General features: G+C 38.5%; 22 protein-coding genes and 1 pseudogene. 10 read left to right on the top strand and 13 right to left on the bottom strand.

Features of this window, described 5'->3' with window-relative positions; genetic code table 11:
* Positions 1 to 66: 66 nt before the first annotated feature.
* The 5 genes from DAHG_RS10340 to DAHG_RS10355 all read left to right on the top strand — a co-directional run bounded on the left by DAHG_RS10340 (position 67) and on the right by DAHG_RS10355 (position 2,237).
* Positions 67 to 372: a hypothetical protein gene (locus DAHG_RS10340; RefSeq protein ID WP_022938278.1), complete on the top strand. Its 306-nt coding sequence runs from the start codon at positions 67 to 69 to the stop codon at positions 370 to 372.
* A 23-nt stretch (positions 373 to 395) separates the two neighbouring features.
* Positions 396 to 725: a hypothetical protein gene (locus DAHG_RS10345; protein WP_022938279.1), complete on the top strand. Its 330-nt coding sequence runs from the start codon at positions 396 to 398 to the stop codon at positions 723 to 725.
* Entirely contained in the window at positions 715 to 1,584 is an 870-nt protein-coding gene (locus DAHG_RS10350; protein WP_022938280.1) for a hypothetical protein, read from the top strand. The genes DAHG_RS10345 and DAHG_RS10350 overlap by 11 nt, the downstream gene beginning before the upstream one ends.
* 46 nt (positions 1,585 to 1,630) lie before the next feature.
* Positions 1,631 to 1,828 (top strand): helix-turn-helix domain-containing protein, encoded by a 198-nt coding sequence (locus tag DAHG_RS22145; protein ID WP_161650519.1) that lies wholly within the window; start codon positions 1,631 to 1,633, stop codon positions 1,826 to 1,828.
* Positions 1,829 to 1,931: 103 nt separating this feature from the next.
* Positions 1,932 to 2,237, top strand: coding sequence for a hypothetical protein (locus DAHG_RS10355; RefSeq protein ID WP_022938281.1), 306 nt, complete (start codon positions 1,932 to 1,934; stop codon positions 2,235 to 2,237).
* Between the two features lie 6 nt (positions 2,238 to 2,243).
* Here DAHG_RS10355 and DAHG_RS21140 read toward each other — a convergent pair whose 3' ends face one another.
* The 8 genes and pseudogenes from DAHG_RS21140 to mnmM all read right to left on the bottom strand — a co-directional run.
* Complete coding sequence (locus DAHG_RS21140) at positions 2,244 to 2,411, bottom strand: hypothetical protein (protein ID WP_022938282.1); 168 nt, start codon at positions 2,409 to 2,411, stop codon at positions 2,244 to 2,246.
* A 260-nt stretch (positions 2,412 to 2,671) separates the two neighbouring features.
* Positions 2,672 to 3,127 carry a DUF1307 domain-containing protein gene (locus DAHG_RS10365; RefSeq protein ID WP_022938283.1) on the bottom strand — a complete coding sequence of 152 codons (456 nt, stop codon included), beginning with the start codon at positions 3,125 to 3,127 and terminating at the stop codon, positions 2,672 to 2,674.
* A 119-nt stretch (positions 3,128 to 3,246) separates the two neighbouring features.
* Complete coding sequence (locus DAHG_RS10370; RefSeq protein WP_022938284.1) at positions 3,247 to 4,185, bottom strand: ABC transporter ATP-binding protein; 939 nt, start codon at positions 4,183 to 4,185, stop codon at positions 3,247 to 3,249.
* Position 4,186: 1 nt separating this feature from the next.
* Positions 4,187 to 5,257 carry an ABC transporter ATP-binding protein gene (locus tag DAHG_RS10375; RefSeq protein WP_022938285.1) on the bottom strand — a complete coding sequence of 357 codons (1,071 nt, stop codon included), beginning with the start codon at positions 5,255 to 5,257 and terminating at the stop codon, positions 4,187 to 4,189.
* Between the two features lie 10 nt (positions 5,258 to 5,267).
* Entirely contained in the window at positions 5,268 to 6,278 is a 1,011-nt protein-coding gene (locus tag DAHG_RS10380; protein WP_022938286.1) for an ABC transporter permease, read from the bottom strand.
* A complete protein-coding gene (locus DAHG_RS10385) occupies positions 6,271 to 7,212 on the bottom strand; it encodes an ABC transporter permease (protein ID WP_022938287.1) in 942 nt (313 codons plus the stop codon). Before DAHG_RS10385 ends, DAHG_RS10380 begins: the two co-directional genes overlap by 8 nt.
* Before the next feature lie 73 nt (positions 7,213 to 7,285).
* Positions 7,286 to 8,923, bottom strand: a complete 1,638-nt coding sequence (locus tag DAHG_RS10390; protein ID WP_022938288.1) for a peptide ABC transporter substrate-binding protein — start codon at positions 8,921 to 8,923, stop codon at positions 7,286 to 7,288.
* 356 nt (positions 8,924 to 9,279) lie between these two features.
* Positions 9,280 to 9,822, bottom strand: a pseudogene (gene mnmM / locus DAHG_RS10395) (tRNA 5-(aminomethyl)-2-thiouridylate-methyltransferase MnmM); the annotation flags it as partial.
* 63 nt (positions 9,823 to 9,885) lie between these two features.
* Here mnmM and DAHG_RS19355 point away from each other — a divergent pair.
* From DAHG_RS19355 to DAHG_RS10410, 3 genes are all read left to right on the top strand, one after another.
* The gene (locus DAHG_RS19355; protein WP_022938290.1) at positions 9,886 to 11,091 is read left to right on the top strand and encodes a CCA tRNA nucleotidyltransferase; all 1,206 of its coding nucleotides are present in this window, start codon (positions 9,886 to 9,888) and stop codon (positions 11,089 to 11,091) included.
* 91 nt (positions 11,092 to 11,182) lie between these two features.
* A complete protein-coding gene (locus DAHG_RS10405; RefSeq protein ID WP_022938291.1) occupies positions 11,183 to 11,842 on the top strand; it encodes a DUF3796 domain-containing protein in 660 nt (219 codons plus the stop codon).
* Positions 11,843 to 11,844: 2 nt separating this feature from the next.
* The gene (locus tag DAHG_RS10410; RefSeq protein ID WP_022938292.1) at positions 11,845 to 12,045 is read left to right on the top strand and encodes a helix-turn-helix transcriptional regulator; all 201 of its coding nucleotides are present in this window, start codon (positions 11,845 to 11,847) and stop codon (positions 12,043 to 12,045) included.
* A 33-nt stretch (positions 12,046 to 12,078) separates the two neighbouring features.
* On the opposite strand, the gene DAHG_RS10415 is transcribed toward DAHG_RS10410, so the two are convergent.
* The gene (locus DAHG_RS10415; protein ID WP_022938293.1) at positions 12,079 to 12,546 is read right to left on the bottom strand and encodes an LURP-one-related/scramblase family protein; all 468 of its coding nucleotides are present in this window, start codon (positions 12,544 to 12,546) and stop codon (positions 12,079 to 12,081) included.
* Between the two features lie 165 nt (positions 12,547 to 12,711).
* On the opposite strand from DAHG_RS10415, the gene gltX reads away from it, so the two are divergent.
* Entirely contained in the window at positions 12,712 to 14,172 is a 1,461-nt protein-coding gene (gene gltX / locus DAHG_RS10420) for a glutamate--tRNA ligase (RefSeq protein ID WP_022938294.1), read from the top strand.
* Between the two features lie 52 nt (positions 14,173 to 14,224).
* Here the strand turns inward: gltX and DAHG_RS10425 are convergent, their stop codons facing one another.
* The 3 genes from DAHG_RS10425 to DAHG_RS10435 all read right to left on the bottom strand — a co-directional run bounded on the left by DAHG_RS10425 (position 14,225) and on the right by DAHG_RS10435 (position 17,012).
* On the bottom strand, positions 14,225 to 15,037 hold the full coding sequence (locus DAHG_RS10425) for a pentapeptide repeat-containing protein (RefSeq protein ID WP_022938295.1): 813 nt from the start codon (positions 15,035 to 15,037) through the stop codon (positions 14,225 to 14,227).
* Between the two features lie 4 nt (positions 15,038 to 15,041).
* The gene (locus DAHG_RS10430) at positions 15,042 to 15,341 is read right to left on the bottom strand and encodes a hypothetical protein (RefSeq protein ID WP_022938296.1); all 300 of its coding nucleotides are present in this window, start codon (positions 15,339 to 15,341) and stop codon (positions 15,042 to 15,044) included.
* A gap of 90 nt (positions 15,342 to 15,431) precedes the next feature.
* Positions 15,432 to 17,012, bottom strand: coding sequence for a hypothetical protein (locus DAHG_RS10435; protein ID WP_022938297.1), 1,581 nt, complete (start codon positions 17,010 to 17,012; stop codon positions 15,432 to 15,434).
* A 148-nt stretch (positions 17,013 to 17,160) separates the two neighbouring features.
* Between DAHG_RS10435 and DAHG_RS19360 the strand changes: the two genes are divergently transcribed.
* Positions 17,161 to 17,661 carry a DUF1836 domain-containing protein gene (locus DAHG_RS19360; RefSeq protein WP_022938298.1) on the top strand — a complete coding sequence of 167 codons (501 nt, stop codon included), beginning with the start codon at positions 17,161 to 17,163 and terminating at the stop codon, positions 17,659 to 17,661.
* 80 nt (positions 17,662 to 17,741) lie between these two features.
* Here DAHG_RS19360 and DAHG_RS10445 read toward each other — a convergent pair whose 3' ends face one another.
* Positions 17,742 to 18,809, bottom strand: a complete 1,068-nt coding sequence (locus DAHG_RS10445; RefSeq protein ID WP_022938299.1) for a PTS fructose transporter subunit IIC — start codon at positions 18,807 to 18,809, stop codon at positions 17,742 to 17,744.
* Between the last annotated feature and the right edge of the window lie 12 nt (positions 18,810 to 18,821).

Genomic DNA, 18,821 nt, shown 5'->3' on the forward strand with positions numbered 1-18,821 from the left:
GCCGTGTAAATTACACTTGATTAAATAAGTGCTATAAAGTAGAATATATGCAAGGAGGGATTGGCAATGGATAACAAGACTTGTTTAGTATTAACAAAAACATTAAGAAGTGTAGCAGTAGTAATTTTAGCGCTAGGCATTTTAGGCTCATTTTATTTTGCAGATACTTTTTTTGGTTCACGTGAATACTCTGTTCTTTTCAAACTTACAGTTGCTTTAATTGGTTCTGCATATACATTTTGTGTTTGCGCTTGTATGATGTTCTTTGCTGAAATTACAGAAAGAACAATTTATCGAGATGTTATGTTAAAAAGACAACATGAAGAAATAACTGAACTTTTAAAAGCTAATAATGCTTTATTAAAAAAGTAAAATGAAACGAGAAAGGAATAACTATGACTACTGGAAATAATGATAATGGAATGTTATTGCTGGCAACAATAATAAAGAAATTAGCTTTAGTATTACTTGTTTTAGGATTAATAGGCTCTTATTTCATAGGTAAAACTATGGGAGAAATTAAATATTTACTAAACACTTACACTAGATATATTAGCTACGATTTCAGTTCTTTTCTAATAGGTGCGATTATTACTATAATTACATCCTTACTAATTTATGTATTAGGAGAAATCTTAGAAAGAGTTGTATTTTGTGATGCAAACATACTCACTTTCTATAATGCCATGATTGAGAAGAAAGAAGAAGAAACACATGTTGATTAAAAATATTACAAAAGAAACTAATAATTTTAATACTTCGTTAGACGTAAAAAAGAAACATAATCATAAATATCTAAAAATAGTCTCTTTAATAATTGTGATTTGCATAGCTATTTATCTATTTATTTCTAAAGATACGATAATAGTTTCATACAAAGTTATACAATGTTTAAATAATGGCAATGTTTCTGAAGCTAATTCTTTTTATCAAAACTATGATGATAAAATAAATGATTTAACACGTTATTTAATTATTGAATCATACAATAAAAATGTAGAAAAAGATTTAAAATCAGCTATGTATGATTTCAGTAGTGCTATTGCATTAAGTAAAAATTTAAATGATAGTTATTTTAATTTAGTAGGTGAATATTATGTTTTAGGTCAAAATTTAAATTTAGATAAAAACAATCAAGCTTTTGATTTTGTTTCTAAAATGTCTGATTTAAGATTGGGATTTAAAAATAATCTATTTAACTTAATATATATTGCAAGCCCATATAAAGATGAGATTTCAAACAATCTGTCTTCTATTTTATCCAATTTTGCTATTAAAAATTACAGTAGTGTAAAAAGAGAACTGGATAATATGAATGAAAACATTGAATCATGTGAATCTTATATGTATAAATCTTATCCAGAATATTACAAAGGCGCTTCTAGCAATTATAATCTTTTAGGTATAACAAAAGAATATTTTTATAATTTATCTGATATGTATACTTCTGCTATCAAATATAATTATCAAGCATTTGATGATGCAAATAACGAAGCACAGACTACTAATAAAACAATGCAAGAAATATTAAATAATACTAGTGAATTTCTTAGTGATTTAGAAATACTAGCAAATATGAGATAATAATTACTATGACTAAAGGTAAAATTAATATTAAATTATTGATTTATTGGATAATAAGAAATTAAGTAAATCTGATTTATGTTTATTAACCAACATCAGTTTAAGTACAATAAATAACTACTGTAATAACACAGTAAAGTTATTAGTTGTTCATGTGCTATGTAAGCTATGTAATGTACTAGGATATAGTATTACTGATTTGTTGAAATATACTATAAATAAAGAAAGAGGACTTCAAATTTAGTCCTTTTTGTTTAAATTTTACTAAGTAATATATGATACAATATAAATACATAAAGAAGAAAATAGAAATGACTATATTCGAATAATACAACAGATTTAATGAATTGGCTCATCAAGTTGATAAAGCTTATGTCACATGTCATACTCATAAACAAGAAATCTCTATCAAAGCACAAATTATAAATCTTATTGAAATAATTGGTAAACCACATTCAGTAGAAGTGCCAACAGAACGTGAAGTTCAATTTGATTGTTGTCAACGCAAATGTTCATTAGTGTTCTTAAGGTTTGAAGAAGCTAAAGAAAATTTTAAAAATAATATAGAAACTATGAACTTAGAAGATTATTTTGAAACTAATAACTTTGAATTAAAATTTACTTTTACGAAAAAAATAATTAGTAAAACATAATATTAATTAACTTGCTTTATTATTTTCTTGCTCTTCAACGAACTTTATATCAACTTGTATACTAATATTATTATTTTCTTTACAATCATACCATCTTTTATCAATAAATTCTTTTATCCATTCAATAGCTTCATCATCATGTGGTATAAAATCAAAATTCTGTGTTATTTTCATACTATTCATCTCGCTTTCTATTAAAAAAATATTCATTAATACTATCAAAAAGGATTATAACATACAGAAAATATGTTATAGTCCTTTATGTTTTTGTGTGAATTACTTTACTATATATCTCAATAGGTTACTTTACGAATCGCAGATCTTATAAACCTTATATGTCTTTCTAGTCTATTCAATGGCTAATGCAAAGGCTTTGCATACTTGCTCATTGAATTATAAAAAATAAAGCAGCCTCAATGAAGCTGCTCATTTGCTTATTCTGCGTCTTTACATTCAATACCGTTTTGGTTGTTTAATTCAAGTGTTTCTTTGATTCCAATATAATCTGCTTCACCTGCTTCTACAATACCCGCTGATTGTAAATCAGCAATTGATGCTGCTGTGAAATCAATCGTTGTTGTTTCTACAAATGTATCATCATCTTTAAATTCATAGGTATAAGTCATGCCTTCAATAGCGCCGTATGCTTCATTAGCAGTCTTCGCTGCGGCTTCAATCATTTCCTTTGTCATGCCTGATTCTGAAATCGTAATTGTATTGGTATTGGTTTGCTTCATTACTTTAGTACCGTCATGTTCAAAAACAGTATTTACAATAACACCAGAATCTTCCAACGTACATACGGTTTTCTTTAAATCTTCTTCCTTTGGTGTAGATGAACATCCCACTAAGCATAATGCCGCTAAGCAGCTCAATAATAGTTTCTTCATTTCTTTCTCCTTTTAGATCTCATTCTGTGATTCCTCATTATTATACCATATTCTTATTCACGTGTTTTCCGAATTTTGCCAACCATTTGACGTTTTGCGCAAGAAAAGCAGAAATCATATCAGATTTCCGCCTTTTTACTCCATGCTTCAAGCTCTTCATCAGTAGCAAGCACATAATGCTCACCACCCAGATAATGCTGAGTCCCTAAGTTATAATCAATGCCGCTGGTCGCATAGTCATAAGCCAATGCGATTCTTTTCTTCTCAACATGCGGATTTGCATGCGGAATTGCCGACAGCAGACTCTTGGTATATGGGTGAATCGGATTGTTGAAGATTTCTTCCGTCGTCCCGGTTTCCACTAAATGTCCCAGATGCAGTACACCGATACGGTCAGAGATATATTTAACCATTGATAAATCATGGGCAATAAACAAATAAGCTGTATTGGTCTGCTTCTGAATTTCTTTCATTAAATTGACAACCTGTGCCTGAATGGATACATCCAGCGCGGAAATTGCTTCATCAGCAATAATCAGTTCAGGATCCATAATCAACGCGCGGGCAATACCGATACGCTGACGCTGACCGCCGGAGAATTGATGCGGATAACGCATCGCATGCTCATGCGATAAGCCTACCAGTTCAAGAATCTTATAAACTTTTTCTTCACGTTCCTTTTCATCCTTGCAGAGATGATGGATATCCAGCCCTTCCGCAATAATATCAATAACCTTCTTGCGCGGATTCAGACAGGCCATCGGATCTTGGAAAATCATCTGCATCTTCGTGCGCAGATGCTTCACCTGATGCTGGCTCAGTTTGCCTGAAATATCAACGCCTTCAAAGGTAATCGTACCGGATGTAGGTTCGTAAAGGCGGATAATTGAACGGCCGGTGGTTGACTTACCCGAACCGGATTCACCTACTAAACCATAGGTTTCGCCCGGATAGATCACAAATGAAATGCCGTCTACCGCTTTAACCGAATATTTCTTATTTACCTTAAAATGTTGTTTCAAGTCTTTAACTTCAAGTAAAGGAGTTCTTTCTTCCATCTTATTCATCCTCCTTCAGCATGTTATCGATACGATGACGCAAAGTCAGCGGCATCTCAACCTTAGGTGCATCTTCATGAAGCAGCCATGAAGATACACGATGCTTGCCGCCGACGTTGAACATTGGCGGTTCAAGCCTAAAGTCGATATTTAGAGCGTATTCATTACGAACCGCAAAGGCATCGCCTTCTACCTTGTTGAGCAAGTTAGGAGGGGTTCCCGGTATTGTATACAGAACTTCCTCATTGGTATTGACATCCGGCATTGAAGACAGCAGACCCCACGTATACGGATGACGAGGATCATAGAAAATCTCATCAACACTGCCCTTTTCAATGATTTTTCCTGCATACATAACTGCAACATAGTCAGCGACCTTCGCAACTACGCCTAAATCATGAGTAATATAAATAACCGATATATTCTTCTTCGCTTGGATTTCCTTAATCAATTCAAGAATTTTTGCCTGAATCGTCACATCCAGCGCCGTTGTTGGTTCATCACAAATCAAGATATCAGGATCACATGCCAAAGCGATGGCAATAACCACACGCTGCCGCATACCGCCGGACAGCTGGTGCGGATAATTCTTCATCCGTTTCTCAGGATCAGTAATCCCTACTTCTTCAAGCAGTTCTACGGCTTTTTTGTAAGCCTCTGCCTTGGAAACCTTATAATGATACATCATGCCTTCCATGATTTGTTTGCCGATCGTCATTGTTGGATTTAATGATGTCATCGGATCTTGGAAAACCATAGCAATATGCTTCCCGCAGATTTTATGCTGCATCTCCCGATTTGAAAGCTTTAAAAGATCCTGTGAAACCTTTTCGCCATTTTCATCAGTATAATTAAAGATAATACTGCCGTCATTCACAAAGCCATTGCCGCTGAGAATGCCCATGATTGCTTTTACCGTTACTGATTTACCAGAGCCGGATTCACCTACGATAGCAATTGTTTCGCCACGGAATAAGTCAAGACGGACACCGCGGATCGCATTAACGATACCATTGCTGGTTTTAAATGAAATTGCCAGATCACGGATTGATAATACTCTTTCTTTTTCCATCTTCACTCACCTACATTTCCTTCATGGTCGGATCGAGCGCCTCTTTCAGACCATCTGCCAGCAAGTTGAAGCTAAGCATCAATACTGCCAATACAACTGCGGGAATCAAGGTCATAAACGGCGCAACCGTAAATGACTTAAAGCCATCAGAAATTAAAACACCCAGCGATACATTCGGTGCCGGAATACCCAGACCAATAAATGACAATGTTGTTTCCATAAAGATAGCATTAGGAATCGAGAACATTGACATGATAATCAATTGACCAATGATATTCGGCAGAATATCCTTAAAGATAATTCTGAGATTGCCGGCGCCCAAAGTTTTTGAAGCCAGAACATATTCCTGCTCCTTCAGTTTCAGCATCTGCGCACGCGCAACACGGCTCATGCCGATCCAGCCAGTCAGAATCAATACAAATAAAATCGGCACAATACCAGGTTTTAAAACAATCAGCATCAAGGTTGCGATAACCAAGGTAGGAATTGAATTGATAATTTCAACGATACGCTGCATTACCATATCCACCTTACCGCCAAAATAACCTGAAATTAAACCATAAGTCATACCGATGATCATATCAACCGCAACTGCCGCTGCCGCAATGATCAATGATACACGGGTACCGCTCCAAGTTCTCAGCCATAAATCACGGCCAAGCTCATCAGTACCGAATAAATAGTAAATACCTTCAACACCTTTTTTGGCATAGACATCGACACCTCTTGACATACCGTTAAAGATTCCTAAATGCTCAAGACCAGGTATCTTTGGCGGCAGACTTTGATGAGCGACGTTAACACCGTTAATCGTATATTCTGAGAGCATCGGAGCCAGTACAGCCAGTAAAATGATAATCACTATACAAACCAGACCGACCAATGCGCCTTTATTTTCCTTTAAACGTGCAGCCACGTCTTTCCAGAAAGATTGATTTTCATAAACTTTATCGATGTAAAGATCCTTGCGGTGTGCCAGCTGAAAATCATCTTTAAGGAATACTGTATCTTGATTACTCATTGGTACCTCCTTTTACTAAGCGAATCCGCGGATCAATTACACCATATAATAAATCGACAGCAAACATTACAACTACATACAGCAAGCTGTAAATAAATGCGCATGCCATAACTACATTATAATCATTAGCCTGAATTCCCATTGTCAGCAGCTGACCGATACCTGGAATTGAAAACATTTTTTCAATAACTAATGAGCCGGTCATAACGCCTACGATCAGCGGTGCCATAACGGTAATTACCGGAATCAGCGTATTGCGCAGCGCATGACGGAAAATCAAAATCGGACGAGACAGCCCCTTTGATTGCGCAAGCAGCATATATTCACTGCCCAAGACATCAACCATTTCACTGCGGGTAAAGCGGGCAATCTGCGCGATTGAGAACAATGAGAGCGCGATGGTCGGCATAATACTGGAAACAAAAGGTTTCTGCAGCATAAAGATCGACGGCAGCCAATTCAAAGTCTTCGAGAACAATAAAATAAATAACATGGCAAACAGAAAGTTAGGTATTGAAACGCCTAATACCGCAAAGACAGATGTCAAGGTGTCAATCCAAGTATTTTTCTTTAAGGCTGATACAATACCAAGCACGATGCCTACTGGAACGCCGACAATAATTGCCTGCAAACCAAGACGGATCGATACCCATAAACGAGCATCCAGCATCTGAGAAATCGGCATATTCTTCTGAATCGAATAGCTGACACCCAGATCGCCCCGAAGCATCATCACCACATAATCTACAAAACGCACCAGGAATGGCCGATTCAAACCGTATTTAGTTTCAATGATCAAACGCTGGGCATCAGTCAGCTTTTCATCATTGAATGGTGTACCAGGCATGAATTCAAGCATCAAATACAAGACAAACAAAATAACCAAAAGGGTGACAGCCGATATAGCGACACGTTTTAGTACATATTTTGTCATTTTACCCCTCCTTTTCGTATGATTAAAAATAAAACAGCACAGTGCGAGAGCACTGTACTGTTAGAACTGCTTTCTACTCTCTTGTAAGATTCTTATAAATTGTAGGAACGCCTACTGAGTGGAATTCAAATCCGGATACACCTGATTTGATCATAACGGCAGAACCAGTCTGATAAACCGGCAGGATGACTGCTTCATCCATAACGATCTTCTCAGCTTGTTTCAATGCTTCCCAGCGAGCGTCTAAATCAGAAGTAAGCTCACCCTTAGTCGCATTTTCAATCAACGCGTCATATTCAGCATTTGACCAATGGCCATAGTTGTAAGAAGCACCAGTAATCCACATATCAAGATAAGTCATTGGGTCAGCATAGTCAGGACCCCAGCGAGTTAAACCAATTTCGTAAGTGCCGTTTTGCATAGCCTGCAGACGTGCTTTCTTAGGCTGCTGCTTCAGATTCAAAGTAACACCCGGCAGCGTCGTTTCGATTTCAGACTTAACAAATTCAGCTACTTTCTTACTTGATTCAGTATCTTCAAATAACAATTCATATTCAAACGTATCTTTGCCTAATTCTTTCTTAGCGGCTTCAAAATATTCAAGAGCTTTAGCCTTATCAACATTCAGATAAGTATCCGTTGTATCACGGAAATCTTTGCCGTCCGGACCGACTGCCAATTTTACAGGAATTGCGAAATTAGCTGCAATCGAACCATCTTTTAACACATTTTCAGCAATCTGTTCTTTGTCATAAGCATAAGCAAAGGCAAGACGCAGGTTCTGATTTTCTAAACCGGCAACATCTTCATTTGGAGACATATACCATAAGTAACCACCTAATGTAATAGTATATTCAGGAGAATCTTTATACTGTTCAACCATTTCACCAGTCAGCTTAACATAATCAACTGTACCCTGTTCAAAGGCTACCATTGCAGATTGTGCATCTTTGATGACCTGGAAGTTTAAATTATCAATTTTAACATTAGCAGCATCGTAATAGGTTTCATTTTTAACCATTTCATAGTTAGCGCCCTGATTCCAAGCAGTCATCTTGAATGGGCCGTTAGCTAATAATGCATCTGGAGTCAATGCGTATTGATCGCCAAATTGATTATAGAAATCTTCACGAATCGGATAGAATGATGGGAAAGCCATCAATTGATTAAAGAAAGGAACCGGATATTCAAGTTCAACCTTTAATGTTTTGTCATCAACAGCGCTGACACCTAATTCAGTCGTTGCCATTTCGCCATTAGTAACAGCAGAAGCGTTTTTAATACCCGCAACACCGATCATATAAGCATACTCAGAAGCGGTTGCCGGATCAGCTAAACGACGCCATGCAAATACGAAGTCATTCGCTGTAACTGGATTTCCGTCAGACCAGTTCGCATCGCGCAGAGTGAACGTATAAGTCAATCCGTCTTCACTTACCTGTTCATCAGAAGCGATAGCTAAAACCGCGTTGCCGTCAGCATCTAATGTATAGAGACCTTCAATTGTTGCAGCAATTGCTTCAAATGAAGTACCATCAGTCGCAAGGCATGTATCCATTGAGGAAAGTTCTACATCATTGGCAACCGTTACTGTCTTGGCACCGTCTGCAGTTCCTCCATTTCCACCGTTATCTCCATTACCGCCGCCACCGCAACCGGCAACCAGCGCTAACGTAAGAAATCCGGTAAGAAGCATTTTAAGCTTTTTCATAGTATTTCCTCCCTAACTTGTCCAAGCATGCAAGATACTTGATTGATGTTAGTATAAACCCTCTTTTCACACATTGTCAAGAAAAATTTCATTTTATTTTCATATGAAATGAAATATTTTACAATATCATTTCATATTTAACAGCATTGTAAGAAAGCTTGATTTCATAAGCTATTTGCACATTAGTTAAATTTTGTTAGTTTTATATAGCATACATATGTATCTATATTGCGGACATACCGATATAATTTTATGCTATGAATGACTTGCTGAAAGTGTAGTTTTTGGAATTTTATGTGAATGATGAAAAGTCTAGCTTTCATACAGAAAAATAAAAAGTCCGCATTTCACGGACATTAATGTTTATCGATCAGCAGCAGATACGGTGCCTGACATCGGTTCGTTAATTGTATTCTGGTCACATCATAAATCTTAGCAGGTAATTTTTCACAATAGCTTTCAATTTCCGCACTTTCCGCAAGACCATGCGCAAAGCCTGGATATAATACAAGGATGATCCGGCCGCCGGTCAGAAGTCTTGGCAGCATCTGATCAAGGGCGCTGATGACCTCAAGCGCCTGTGTCGTTATAGCTTTATCACCATGGGGCAGATAACCAAGATTAAAGATTCCGGCCTTAAACCGATCAACCGTATCCGCCGCTTTCGCATGTGAGGCAAGAATCAATTCTGCGCTGAGATTTCTTTCAAAGAGCGCCTGCTTGGTCAGTTTGATTGCTTCTATTTGAATATCAAAGCCAAATACATGCTGACAATGAGCGGCTAGAAAGCATGTGTCAAATCCCTGCCCGCATGTAAAATCAACGGCTGTATCTGTTTCATTTAATACTTCACTCAAAAAGTCATGCGCTAAATCAACGATTTTCTTCATAGAGACACCCTCATTTCTTCGATAAGTATATCATAAAATGTTATAATAGAACCATTGAAAGGAGTGTTTCAGATGATTGAATTTACACTTGAGCCAGCATTATTAGAAATCTATGAGCAGCTGATACAACACGGCTATGAAGCTTATTTTGTCGGCGGCTGTATTCGTGATGCATTAATGAAGCAGGTTCCTCATGATTATGATATAACCACCTCAGCACTCCCGAAGCAAGCTATGAGCTGCTTTGACAATCGCTTTAAAATCATTCCAACCGGACTGAAGCATGGCACTATTACCGTTCATTATCAACACCATGCGGTTGAGATTACAACCTTCCGCGCGCAGGAAGTCTATGCGAATCATCGTTCGCCTGCCTCTTTGAATTTCACCCGCTCACTCAGCGAAGATTTAAAACGCCGTGATTTCACAATCAATGCCATGGCTTATGCGCCTGAAACTGGTTTAATTGATGAGCATCATGGCTTTGAAGATTTAAAAGCAGGCTTGATTCGCTGTGTCGGTGATCCAATAACACGCTTTCAAGAAGACGCGCTGCGCATTCTTCGCTGTGTGCGTTTTGCCCATCGTTTTAATTTTGCTATTGAAGATAAGACACATCAGGCATTGATTGCCCAGCGTTCAGATCTGCATTATATATCTATTGAGCGGATTACGAGTGAATTTTTCAGTATGCTTACAGACGGCAATCCCAACTTGTTAAAAATGCTCATCAGCCTTCAGCTGCTTGAAGAACTGCTGCCGGAAATGAATGGCTTAAACGATGATGAATTAAATTTGATCAATACACAGCTAAACACTCTGCCAAATTCATTGCCGCTTAAGCTTGCCGCATTGCTGTCACCTATCAATGAAGCAGAAGCTATATTAATGCGATGGAAGGTCAGCCGTCAATTAAGAGATTATGTACTTATGCTGCTTGATGCATTGCATACACCAATAGATAGTCCATACGCATTTAGAAAATGCCTCTATGATCATCATAATAATATAGCATGGATGAACGATCTGCTGATCCTGCGGCAAGCCTTCTTTCATGAAGATCACAAAGCCGCATTAACGCATCTGCGCCAGCTGAATCAAAATGACTTGATTGACCGTCAAAAACTGGCGGTTAATGGCAATGATTGTCAGCAGCTTGGTTTACAGGGCAAAGCGATCCGTGAATGCCTTGATCAATTAATCGACGCTGTTTTAAGCGAGGAAGTAAAAAACAATCGTGAAGATCTGATTAAATATATCGAAATAATAAAAAAGTGATTTATTTGTATCTTTTACTTGCCAAGAGTGCCGATAAGTGATATATTTGTCTTATAAAGTGATAAATAGTTCACAGAAGGAGTCATTGTCAGTGAATAAATCTAAAATTAAAGGCTTAACCATAGCTGGTATTCTAATTGTCGTTTTAATGCTTTTGTCGGTTGGTTATGATTTGTTTTATAATGCTGGCCGCATCGTTTATCCAATGGATGCTTCAGCTTATGTTTTTCAGCTCAGTGATCTGCCGCTTTTAGCCTCAATCCTGATGCTTCTCATTTATATCTGTGTGGTTATCATTATTCTGTTTAAAGCGAACCTTAACCGCCAGAAAGCTTTACCGGCGCAAAATAAAACGCGAAAAATCAGTCCTAAGTTAGGTTATCTTGGTTTCCTTGGCTTTTTAGGTTTTGCCGGCATTTGGACTTATCAGATTGATGCTTCGATATTTCCTTTCTGCTTTTTTGTTTTCTTTGGCTTTTTCAGCTTTTTTCTGGAAGGTAAAATGTCGGACACATTGATTGATGAACGTTTTCAGCAAAACGCTCAAGCCGCCCAGCTAAAGGCATTAAAAATTGGTTTCACGATCATATTCCTTGCGGTTATCATCGTCTCTCAGGGACGCTTCATTCATAATCTTGACATGATTGCCATCATTCTGACCATCACGCTTTCTCTGGATATTGCCCTTACTTTATTTTTATGTGAGTATTTTCTGTACCGTCTGGATCATGACGAGCAATTATCGGAGTAAGTATGTCTGAATTTATTTGTAACTTAAAAAAATATCGGGTGATGAAGGATCTGACTCAGGAACAGCTGGCAGAATTAGTAGGCGTGCGCCGTGAAACAATCATGCGGCTTGAAAAGGCGCAGTATAACCCCTCTCTAAAACTGGCGGTGGATATATCAAGAATTGTGGAAGCGCCGATTGAGGAAATCTTCATTTTCGAATAATGAAAAAGCTCTGAAATTCAACGTTCAGAGCTTTTATTTACCACAGTTAGCGGCATCGATGGCAAGTACCAGCAGTAAGCCATTAACTTCATCTTCTTCACGCATAATATCAAGCACGTAGGTATCACCCCATGCCAGCACCTTCTTATTAATATGCAGAATTGCTTCTTCTCCATCATAAATATCATAATTCCAACCCAAATAATCACCTTCCACCTTCCATCCCATATATTCAACTTCATAATTATTTGAAAAAAAGGTAAAATTCTTATAAATGGTTCCGATCACTTCACCATTTATCTCTATCTCAAATTCCGGTAAAAAGGAAAGTACCTTTTGGTGAATCACACCCAATTCATTTCCTTCTTGATCATAGACATGAAGCTGATGCCCCCATGCGAAAATTTCCGCTTTTACATAATATTTAGGATTTTCATATTCATCATAAACATCATAGGTATCAGACCATGTAAATACCCTTTGTTTAATCAATAACCGCATTTTTATCACCTCTAATTACTTGATATTATAGCATTTAACCTAAGAAAATCAGCTAAGCTTACAAATGCGTCATATAAATATGAAAAGAATCATGGTTTTATCATAAAAAGGTTTGAAACATAATCAAAAGCAAAGTATAATAAGAACCGTGAAAGAGGGGTTAGGATGACAAAAGTAAGAACTCGTTTTGCGCCAAGTCCTACCGGTTATATGCATATCGGTAATTTGCGAACTGCTCTTTATGAATATTTAGTCGCAAAAAAAGAAGATGACGGCGTTTTTATTTTAAGAATTGAAGATACGGACCAAGGCCGTTTGGTTGAAGGTGCCACAGATATTATTTATGAAACATTAAAGCAATGTGGATTAAGTCATGATGAAGGACCGGATATCGGCGGAGAGTATGGACCTTATGTACAATCTGAACGGATGCGCTCAGGTATTTATAAGGAATATGCGATGAAGCTGGTTGAATTGGGCGGCGCACATGTCTGCTTCTGTAAAGAGGAAGATATTGAGGCTCAGCGTCAGGAAGTGATGGCTGCCGGTTTATCTTTTAAATATGATGATCCATGTAAACATTTAAGCAAGGAAGAAATTGATGCGCGTATCGCGGCTGGTGAAGCTTATGTAATTCGCCAAAACATTGATCCAGTAGGCACAACTTCATTTGAAGATGAGGTTTATGGTACCATTACGGTTGATAATGCAACTCTTGATGAAAGTATTTTGCTGAAATCAGATGGTTTCCCTACCTATAACTTTGCCAACATCATTGATGATCATATGATGGATATAACGCATGTAGTCCGCGGTAATGAATATCTTTCAAGCACACCGAAATATAACCTGATTTATCAGGCTTTCGATTGGAAGATTCCAACCTACATTCACTGTCCGCCAGTGATGAAAGATGAACAGCACAAGCTGTCAAAACGCAATGGCGATGCTTCATTCCAGGATCTTGTTGCGAAAGGTTATCTGCCGGAAGCGATTATCAATTACATCGCACTGTTAGGCTGGGCACCAGAAAGTGAACAAGAGATTTACAGCCTAGAGGAACTAAAGAAAGCCTTCAACGTAAAACGCATCAATACCTCAGGAGCTATCTTTGATATTGAGAAGCTGACTTGGATGAATGGCATGTATCTGCGTAAGATGGAACTGGAAGAATTCTATGAACTAGTTCTGCCATATATTAATCAAGCAGTTAAAACTGAAAGCTATGATAAGAAAGAAATTGCGAAGATTCTTCAAACCCGTGTTTCAGTATTAAATGAAATACCGGGAATGATTGATTTCTTCGACAATTATCCTGTTTACAGCAATGAGTTGTATATCAATAAGAAAATGAAGACGAATGAGGAAATCTCACTGAATTCATTGATTGCTGCCAGAAAAGAGCTGGCAGGCTTAACTGAATGGAGTGAAACCTCAATCCATGATACATTGATGAATTTAGTACAGACTCTAGGAATTAAGAATGGTCAGCTGCTGTTCCCAGTCCGTATTGCTGTATCAGGCAAACAAATGACACCGGGCGGTGCGATTGAAATTGCGGAAATTATCGGCAAGGAAGAAACTCTGCGCCGCATTGACGCATCCATTGCTCAATTACAAAAATAAAAGAAATCCTGCAAATCAGTTCAGCTGAAAATGCAGGATTTTTATTTTAAAATTAAACAGTCTCATTCAGCCATGCTGCAGGCATGCTTAAATTAGCCGGCAGTTTTGTCTGCGCATTCCCTCTTGCCGCATTTATCTGCCCCTGAGTCAGAAAACAGCTATGACTAAGATCTGTACCTCTGATGTCGGTATCACGCAGATCAGCGCCTAAAAAATTCGTCATTGTTAACCTGCAGCCTCTTAAATCCGCCGCCATCAGCAGACACATGCTGTAATCATGACCGCTCAGATCAGCCTTTTTGAAATTTCTTCCCGGCGCGTCATGGCCTATAATATGCTTCCCGCAGGCTTGACAGCTGATCGAATCACACGCTTGCTTTAACCGCTGATTCACTCGATGCCGCAGTTTCTCAACATCACACGCCGCCAATTGAACCGCTGATTCATTTAATACTTCCACAATCTCATCGATGTATCCATCAATTTCTTTCATCAGCTTCAAATCCTTTAAAAGATCATTCGCCGCACTCAGATACCAGAGCATTTGATGCAGCTGCACAGCCTTGATAAAGACATCAAACATTAATGCTTTATCAGCTTGCCGCCAATCAGCACCTTTAAACACATGCTGAGTCACCCATTGTCCGGCACCAAAACAGTCATAAGCCAGACAGCCTTTCATTTTTCGTGAACTCAATTCATCATGAATCTCACATTTAAAATCAACACATAAGTGCTGACAAGGCACCCCTGCCGCTTTATTCTGTGGGAAACCCTCACTTTTCGCAAAATACAGGGCTGTACAGCAAAGCCCGCAGCATTTCGCACAGTCAATTTTAAATCGATTGCAACCATTATATTCCATATCTCTATTCCTTTTCTATCAACTGATATATAAACTTGTCAATCCATTCTCTAGGCGTGATAAAATAGATTGCCAGATTAAACAGGATTAAAATCAAAGGGTAGTAAGCGGGCCAGACAGTACGAAAATAGCTCAAGCATTTTACCAAAACTGAACTGATCAAAAGAATCAGCAGCAGCAAGGCAATCAAATTTATCTTTCGATAATGATATTGATATTGCTTATGACATGCCTCGCAGTCAGCCTGCTTGATGATTCGATTTACTTTTAATTGCTGATGACAATTGGGACAGCGCATCCGCATCTCCCCTTTCCACCTATGAATATTGTAACGTATAACAGATATAAATTGCAACGCAAGAAAAAACCAGGCATTAAAACCTGGTAAATTTCTTTATTGCGGTTTATGGAAAACAATCGCTCGGTCATAGACAATTTCATTATAGTCCGGACCTACACCCGTAGCTTCTTCAATATATGCACGGAAAGCAATCAGCATATCAGCACCGTCATCCAAACCATAATATTTACCGTCCTCATTGCCTGTACTCTTTGGCACAATGGCACTGTATGGCTCATTGCCGTAACGATCCAGCTTATAAACATAATAATTATCCGCGTCATGGCTGCCATTATTCAAATAAGCATCCGCTGAACCAATAAATTGATCATCATAAACACTGGTAACCCCATTCAGCTTCTCAACACCATACAATACTGCATTGGAATAAATTGCTTTATTTGTCTTTGTATGATTCACACCATAAATCACAACGAAATCCTCATCGCTGTTGAAGGTAAAATAATCAGTGCTTAAATAAGAAGTATCACGATTATCACCCTTGCCATTCAAAGTATTAAAGATAGAAGTAATGCCGTCAGGTACTGAAATATGCGGCATCAGCTCCGTATATGTGTACCCTTGAGCCGTATACTTATCAAGAATAGACTGACGGATCTGATCAAGATCTTTTGAAGCATAACCCAGCTGAGCTGCTTCATGTTCACCGGTTCCTCTTGATACAACCTTTAATGCCGGGATTTCCTCAACAGCATCCTTTACCTTAGGGGTAATACGATAAAGCGTTGATGTCTGTGCTAAGTTAGCCATATATTGCTTATTGGCTTCACTATCGGCAGGCTGTGATACACGGCCTAAGATACCAAATGTATCAGCTCCCTTTTCAAGTCCGAGATTTAACGTTTGTGATGGAATTTCTAATACATTGATGATCTCAGAAGGGATTCCGCTTTCAATCAGCAATGATTTCATTTCTTCATTCGTATTCTTGTCACCGCCCATAACGATTACAGCTTTGGAACCAAAAGCATCTGTTTTTTGATCAAGCAGCGCTGTTGAAGCAATATTGCGGTTATTCAGCTGATCGCCGAGACTGCCGAAAATCACATTATAATTGCCTGATTCTTCACTGCCTTTTACGGTTAAAGCATATTTATCATAGCTCAGATCCATTGTTGGGTCATTTGCGGTAAGCATCAAATATGCACCGATTGAGAAATATTTACATTCCTGCGGTAATTCAAGCATTAAGACGATAGCCTCATCCTCACGCAGCTTATAAGACCAGCCGACCGGTGCAAAATATGGATTAGCCGGGGCATTTTCAATTGCCGGATCATCAAATTTACCTGCTTCCTCATCCGCCCAGTTAAGCGCCGCGATCCCCTTGGCAGCATTCTGTTCCGGTGCCGGCGGCAGGAAGGCTACCTGATAGCTTGATCCCTGATTATTGCCGAAGCAGGAAGTCAGCTGTCCCTTACTGGCAAGCTCAAGCGTGTCCACTTCTTTATACGTTCCTTCCTGAACATAGTAATTTTCTTCAAGATGAGCAGCAAAGCTATCCAGATTTACCGCTTTATCATTCAGCTTGTCTGAGGATATCCCAGTAATGTTAGAACATCCAGCCATAAGCAGCATCGCGCTCAGCGCTGCCGCGGTCATTTTCTTTTTCATAAAACGCTCCTTTTCATGTTCGACATATCTTTATCGAATGTCGAACATTAGATTATCACATTAAAGACATTTTGTAAACCCTGATTGTTGACGGAATCATAGTTGCATGCTACAATTTCCAAAACAGACATTAAAAGAGGTGAGTCCAATGAATCGTGAAGAAGCCATACAAGAAGCCCGTAATTTCCATTGCCCACGCTACCATGAGCTGCCGGATATCGGTCTTTATCTGGAACAGGTCATCAACGTTGTGACTTCCGCGCTCACACCAATCAGCCTGCAGGGAAATGAGATTATCACCGGTGCGATGATCAGCAATTATATAAAAAATAATGCTCTGCCTTCACCCGTTAAAAAGAAATATTATCGCCAGCATCTTTGTTATATGATTGTTTTAGGTATTTTAAAACAAGTCTTTACGGTTCAGCAGATTGGCCAGTTCTTTCAAATCCAGCAAGAAACATATGATCTGCAGACAGCCTATGATTATTTCTGTACTGAATTTGAAAACGCGTTAAGAGAAGCCTTTGATTTTACCGGTGAACCACTGCCTTCACTGGAAACGAAGCGTACACAGCAAACGATTCTTGTACGAGCGATGGTATTGGCTGCCGCTAACCGCGTCTATGTAGAAAAGGTTTACCTTTAATCATTTACAAATTAAAACACTGCATGCAGTGTTTTTTTTATTATCCGAAACAAAAAGCCAGCTTACGCTGACTTATTGTTTTAATTATTTGGTACTGCTTTTTCTTCTTTTTGTTCAATTGGTTTGCGCAGTAAGCCCATCATAACGGCTGCGACAATCGTACCCACCACGATAGCTACAACAAAGCCGACTTTGCCATCGACCATCGGCAAGGTAATAAAGCTGCCATGCGGAACCGGTGAGGATACCCCTGTCAATGACGCAATGACCGCCGCGACAATACAGCCGGTAATCGTTGACGGCAGGATATGCTTCAAATCAGCAATTACAAATGGTATCGCTCCCTCGGTAATGCCCATGAAACCCATAATACCCGCAGTCTTAGCCGCATTGCGGTCAGCCTGAGTCCATTTATTTTTAAACAATACTGTTGATAAGAAGATTGCCATTGGCGGAATACCCGGACATACACGATAAATACCGTTTGGCCCCATAACACCTTCCGCAATCAACGCAATAGTAAACATCGTCACTGTCTTAGTAATTGGACCACCCATATCAATCTCACAGATCGCACCGATAATGATTGCGAATAAAAGCTGATTGGTGCCGTTCATATTGGTCAGGAAATCCATCAAGATATTGATTAATTCACCCATTGGGTTAGCAATACAATATATATAGAAGATACCTAAAACAAATGTTGAAACAACCGGTACAATTAAAATCGGCATAATTGATTTAATCGCGTTGGGAACCTTCCAGCTCTTCATCCAGCGAACAAAATAACCCGCTAATATACCTAAAATCAAAGCACCCAGAAAACCTGTCTTAGCCCCTGTATCACCAATCGTATTATTGGCGATATACCCTAAAATAAAGCCTGGCACCAAACCTGGACGGCCGGCAATTGAATAAGCGATATAAGCGGCTAATACTGGAATCATCATAAATAAACCAGCCGCGCCAATAATTTTTAAGTTAGCCATAAATGAATTGGCAACGACAATACCGGTAGAGGTCGCATCACCGCCCAGCAATGAGAATGAGAACAGGATACCGCCGGCAACTACTAATGGCATCATGTATGATGTTCCTGTCAACAACGCTTTTTGAATATTTTTTAATTCTTTCTTTAACCCTTCCATAATGTTCTCCTT

It is taken from the genome of Dielma fastidiosa (assembly GCF_000313565.1).
Taxonomy (GTDB): domain Bacteria; phylum Bacillota_I; class Bacilli_A; order Erysipelotrichales; family Erysipelotrichaceae; genus Dielma; species Dielma fastidiosa.

What these genes read in the sequence shown, in the direction of transcription:
- DAHG_RS10340 (WP_022938278.1), top strand. Translation starts at nt 67, where the DNA reads ATGGATAACAAGACTTGTTTAGTATTAACAAAAACATTAAGAAGTGTA.
- DAHG_RS10345 (WP_022938279.1), top strand. Translation starts at nt 396, where the DNA reads ATGACTACTGGAAATAATGATAATGGAATGTTATTGCTGGCAACAATA.
- DAHG_RS10385 (WP_022938287.1), bottom strand. Translation starts at nt 7,212, where the DNA reads ATGACAAAATATGTACTAAAACGTGTCGCTATATCGGCTGTCACCCTT.
- DAHG_RS10425 (WP_022938295.1), bottom strand. Translation starts at nt 15,037, where the DNA reads ATGGAATATAATGGTTGCAATCGATTTAAAATTGACTGTGCGAAATGC.
- DAHG_RS10375 (WP_022938285.1), bottom strand. Translation starts at nt 5,257, where the DNA reads ATGGAAAAAGAAAGAGTATTATCAATCCGTGATCTGGCAATTTCATTT.
- DAHG_RS10410 (WP_022938292.1), top strand. Translation starts at nt 11,845, where the DNA reads ATGTCTGAATTTATTTGTAACTTAAAAAAATATCGGGTGATGAAGGAT.
- DAHG_RS10445 (WP_022938299.1), bottom strand. Translation starts at nt 18,809, where the DNA reads ATGGAAGGGTTAAAGAAAGAATTAAAAAATATTCAAAAAGCGTTGTTG.
- gltX (WP_022938294.1), top strand. Translation starts at nt 12,712, where the DNA reads ATGACAAAAGTAAGAACTCGTTTTGCGCCAAGTCCTACCGGTTATATG.
- DAHG_RS10380 (WP_022938286.1), bottom strand. Translation starts at nt 6,278, where the DNA reads ATGAGTAATCAAGATACAGTATTCCTTAAAGATGATTTTCAGCTGGCA.
- DAHG_RS21140 (WP_022938282.1), bottom strand. Translation starts at nt 2,411, where the DNA reads ATGAAAATAACACAGAATTTTGATTTTATACCACATGATGATGAAGCT.
- DAHG_RS10430 (WP_022938296.1), bottom strand. Translation starts at nt 15,341, where the DNA reads ATGCGGATGCGCTGTCCCAATTGTCATCAGCAATTAAAAGTAAATCGA.
- DAHG_RS10435 (WP_022938297.1), bottom strand. Translation starts at nt 17,012, where the DNA reads ATGAAAAAGAAAATGACCGCGGCAGCGCTGAGCGCGATGCTGCTTATG.
- DAHG_RS10390 (WP_022938288.1), bottom strand. Translation starts at nt 8,923, where the DNA reads ATGAAAAAGCTTAAAATGCTTCTTACCGGATTTCTTACGTTAGCGCTG.
- DAHG_RS10365 (WP_022938283.1), bottom strand. Translation starts at nt 3,127, where the DNA reads ATGAAGAAACTATTATTGAGCTGCTTAGCGGCATTATGCTTAGTGGGA.
- DAHG_RS10370 (WP_022938284.1), bottom strand. Translation starts at nt 4,185, where the DNA reads ATGGAAGAAAGAACTCCTTTACTTGAAGTTAAAGACTTGAAACAACAT.
- DAHG_RS19360 (WP_022938298.1), top strand. Translation starts at nt 17,161, where the DNA reads ATGAATCGTGAAGAAGCCATACAAGAAGCCCGTAATTTCCATTGCCCA.
- DAHG_RS10350 (WP_022938280.1), top strand. Translation starts at nt 715, where the DNA reads ATGTTGATTAAAAATATTACAAAAGAAACTAATAATTTTAATACTTCG.
- DAHG_RS19355 (WP_022938290.1), top strand. Translation starts at nt 9,886, where the DNA reads ATGATTGAATTTACACTTGAGCCAGCATTATTAGAAATCTATGAGCAG.
- DAHG_RS10415 (WP_022938293.1), bottom strand. Translation starts at nt 12,546, where the DNA reads ATGCGGTTATTGATTAAACAAAGGGTATTTACATGGTCTGATACCTAT.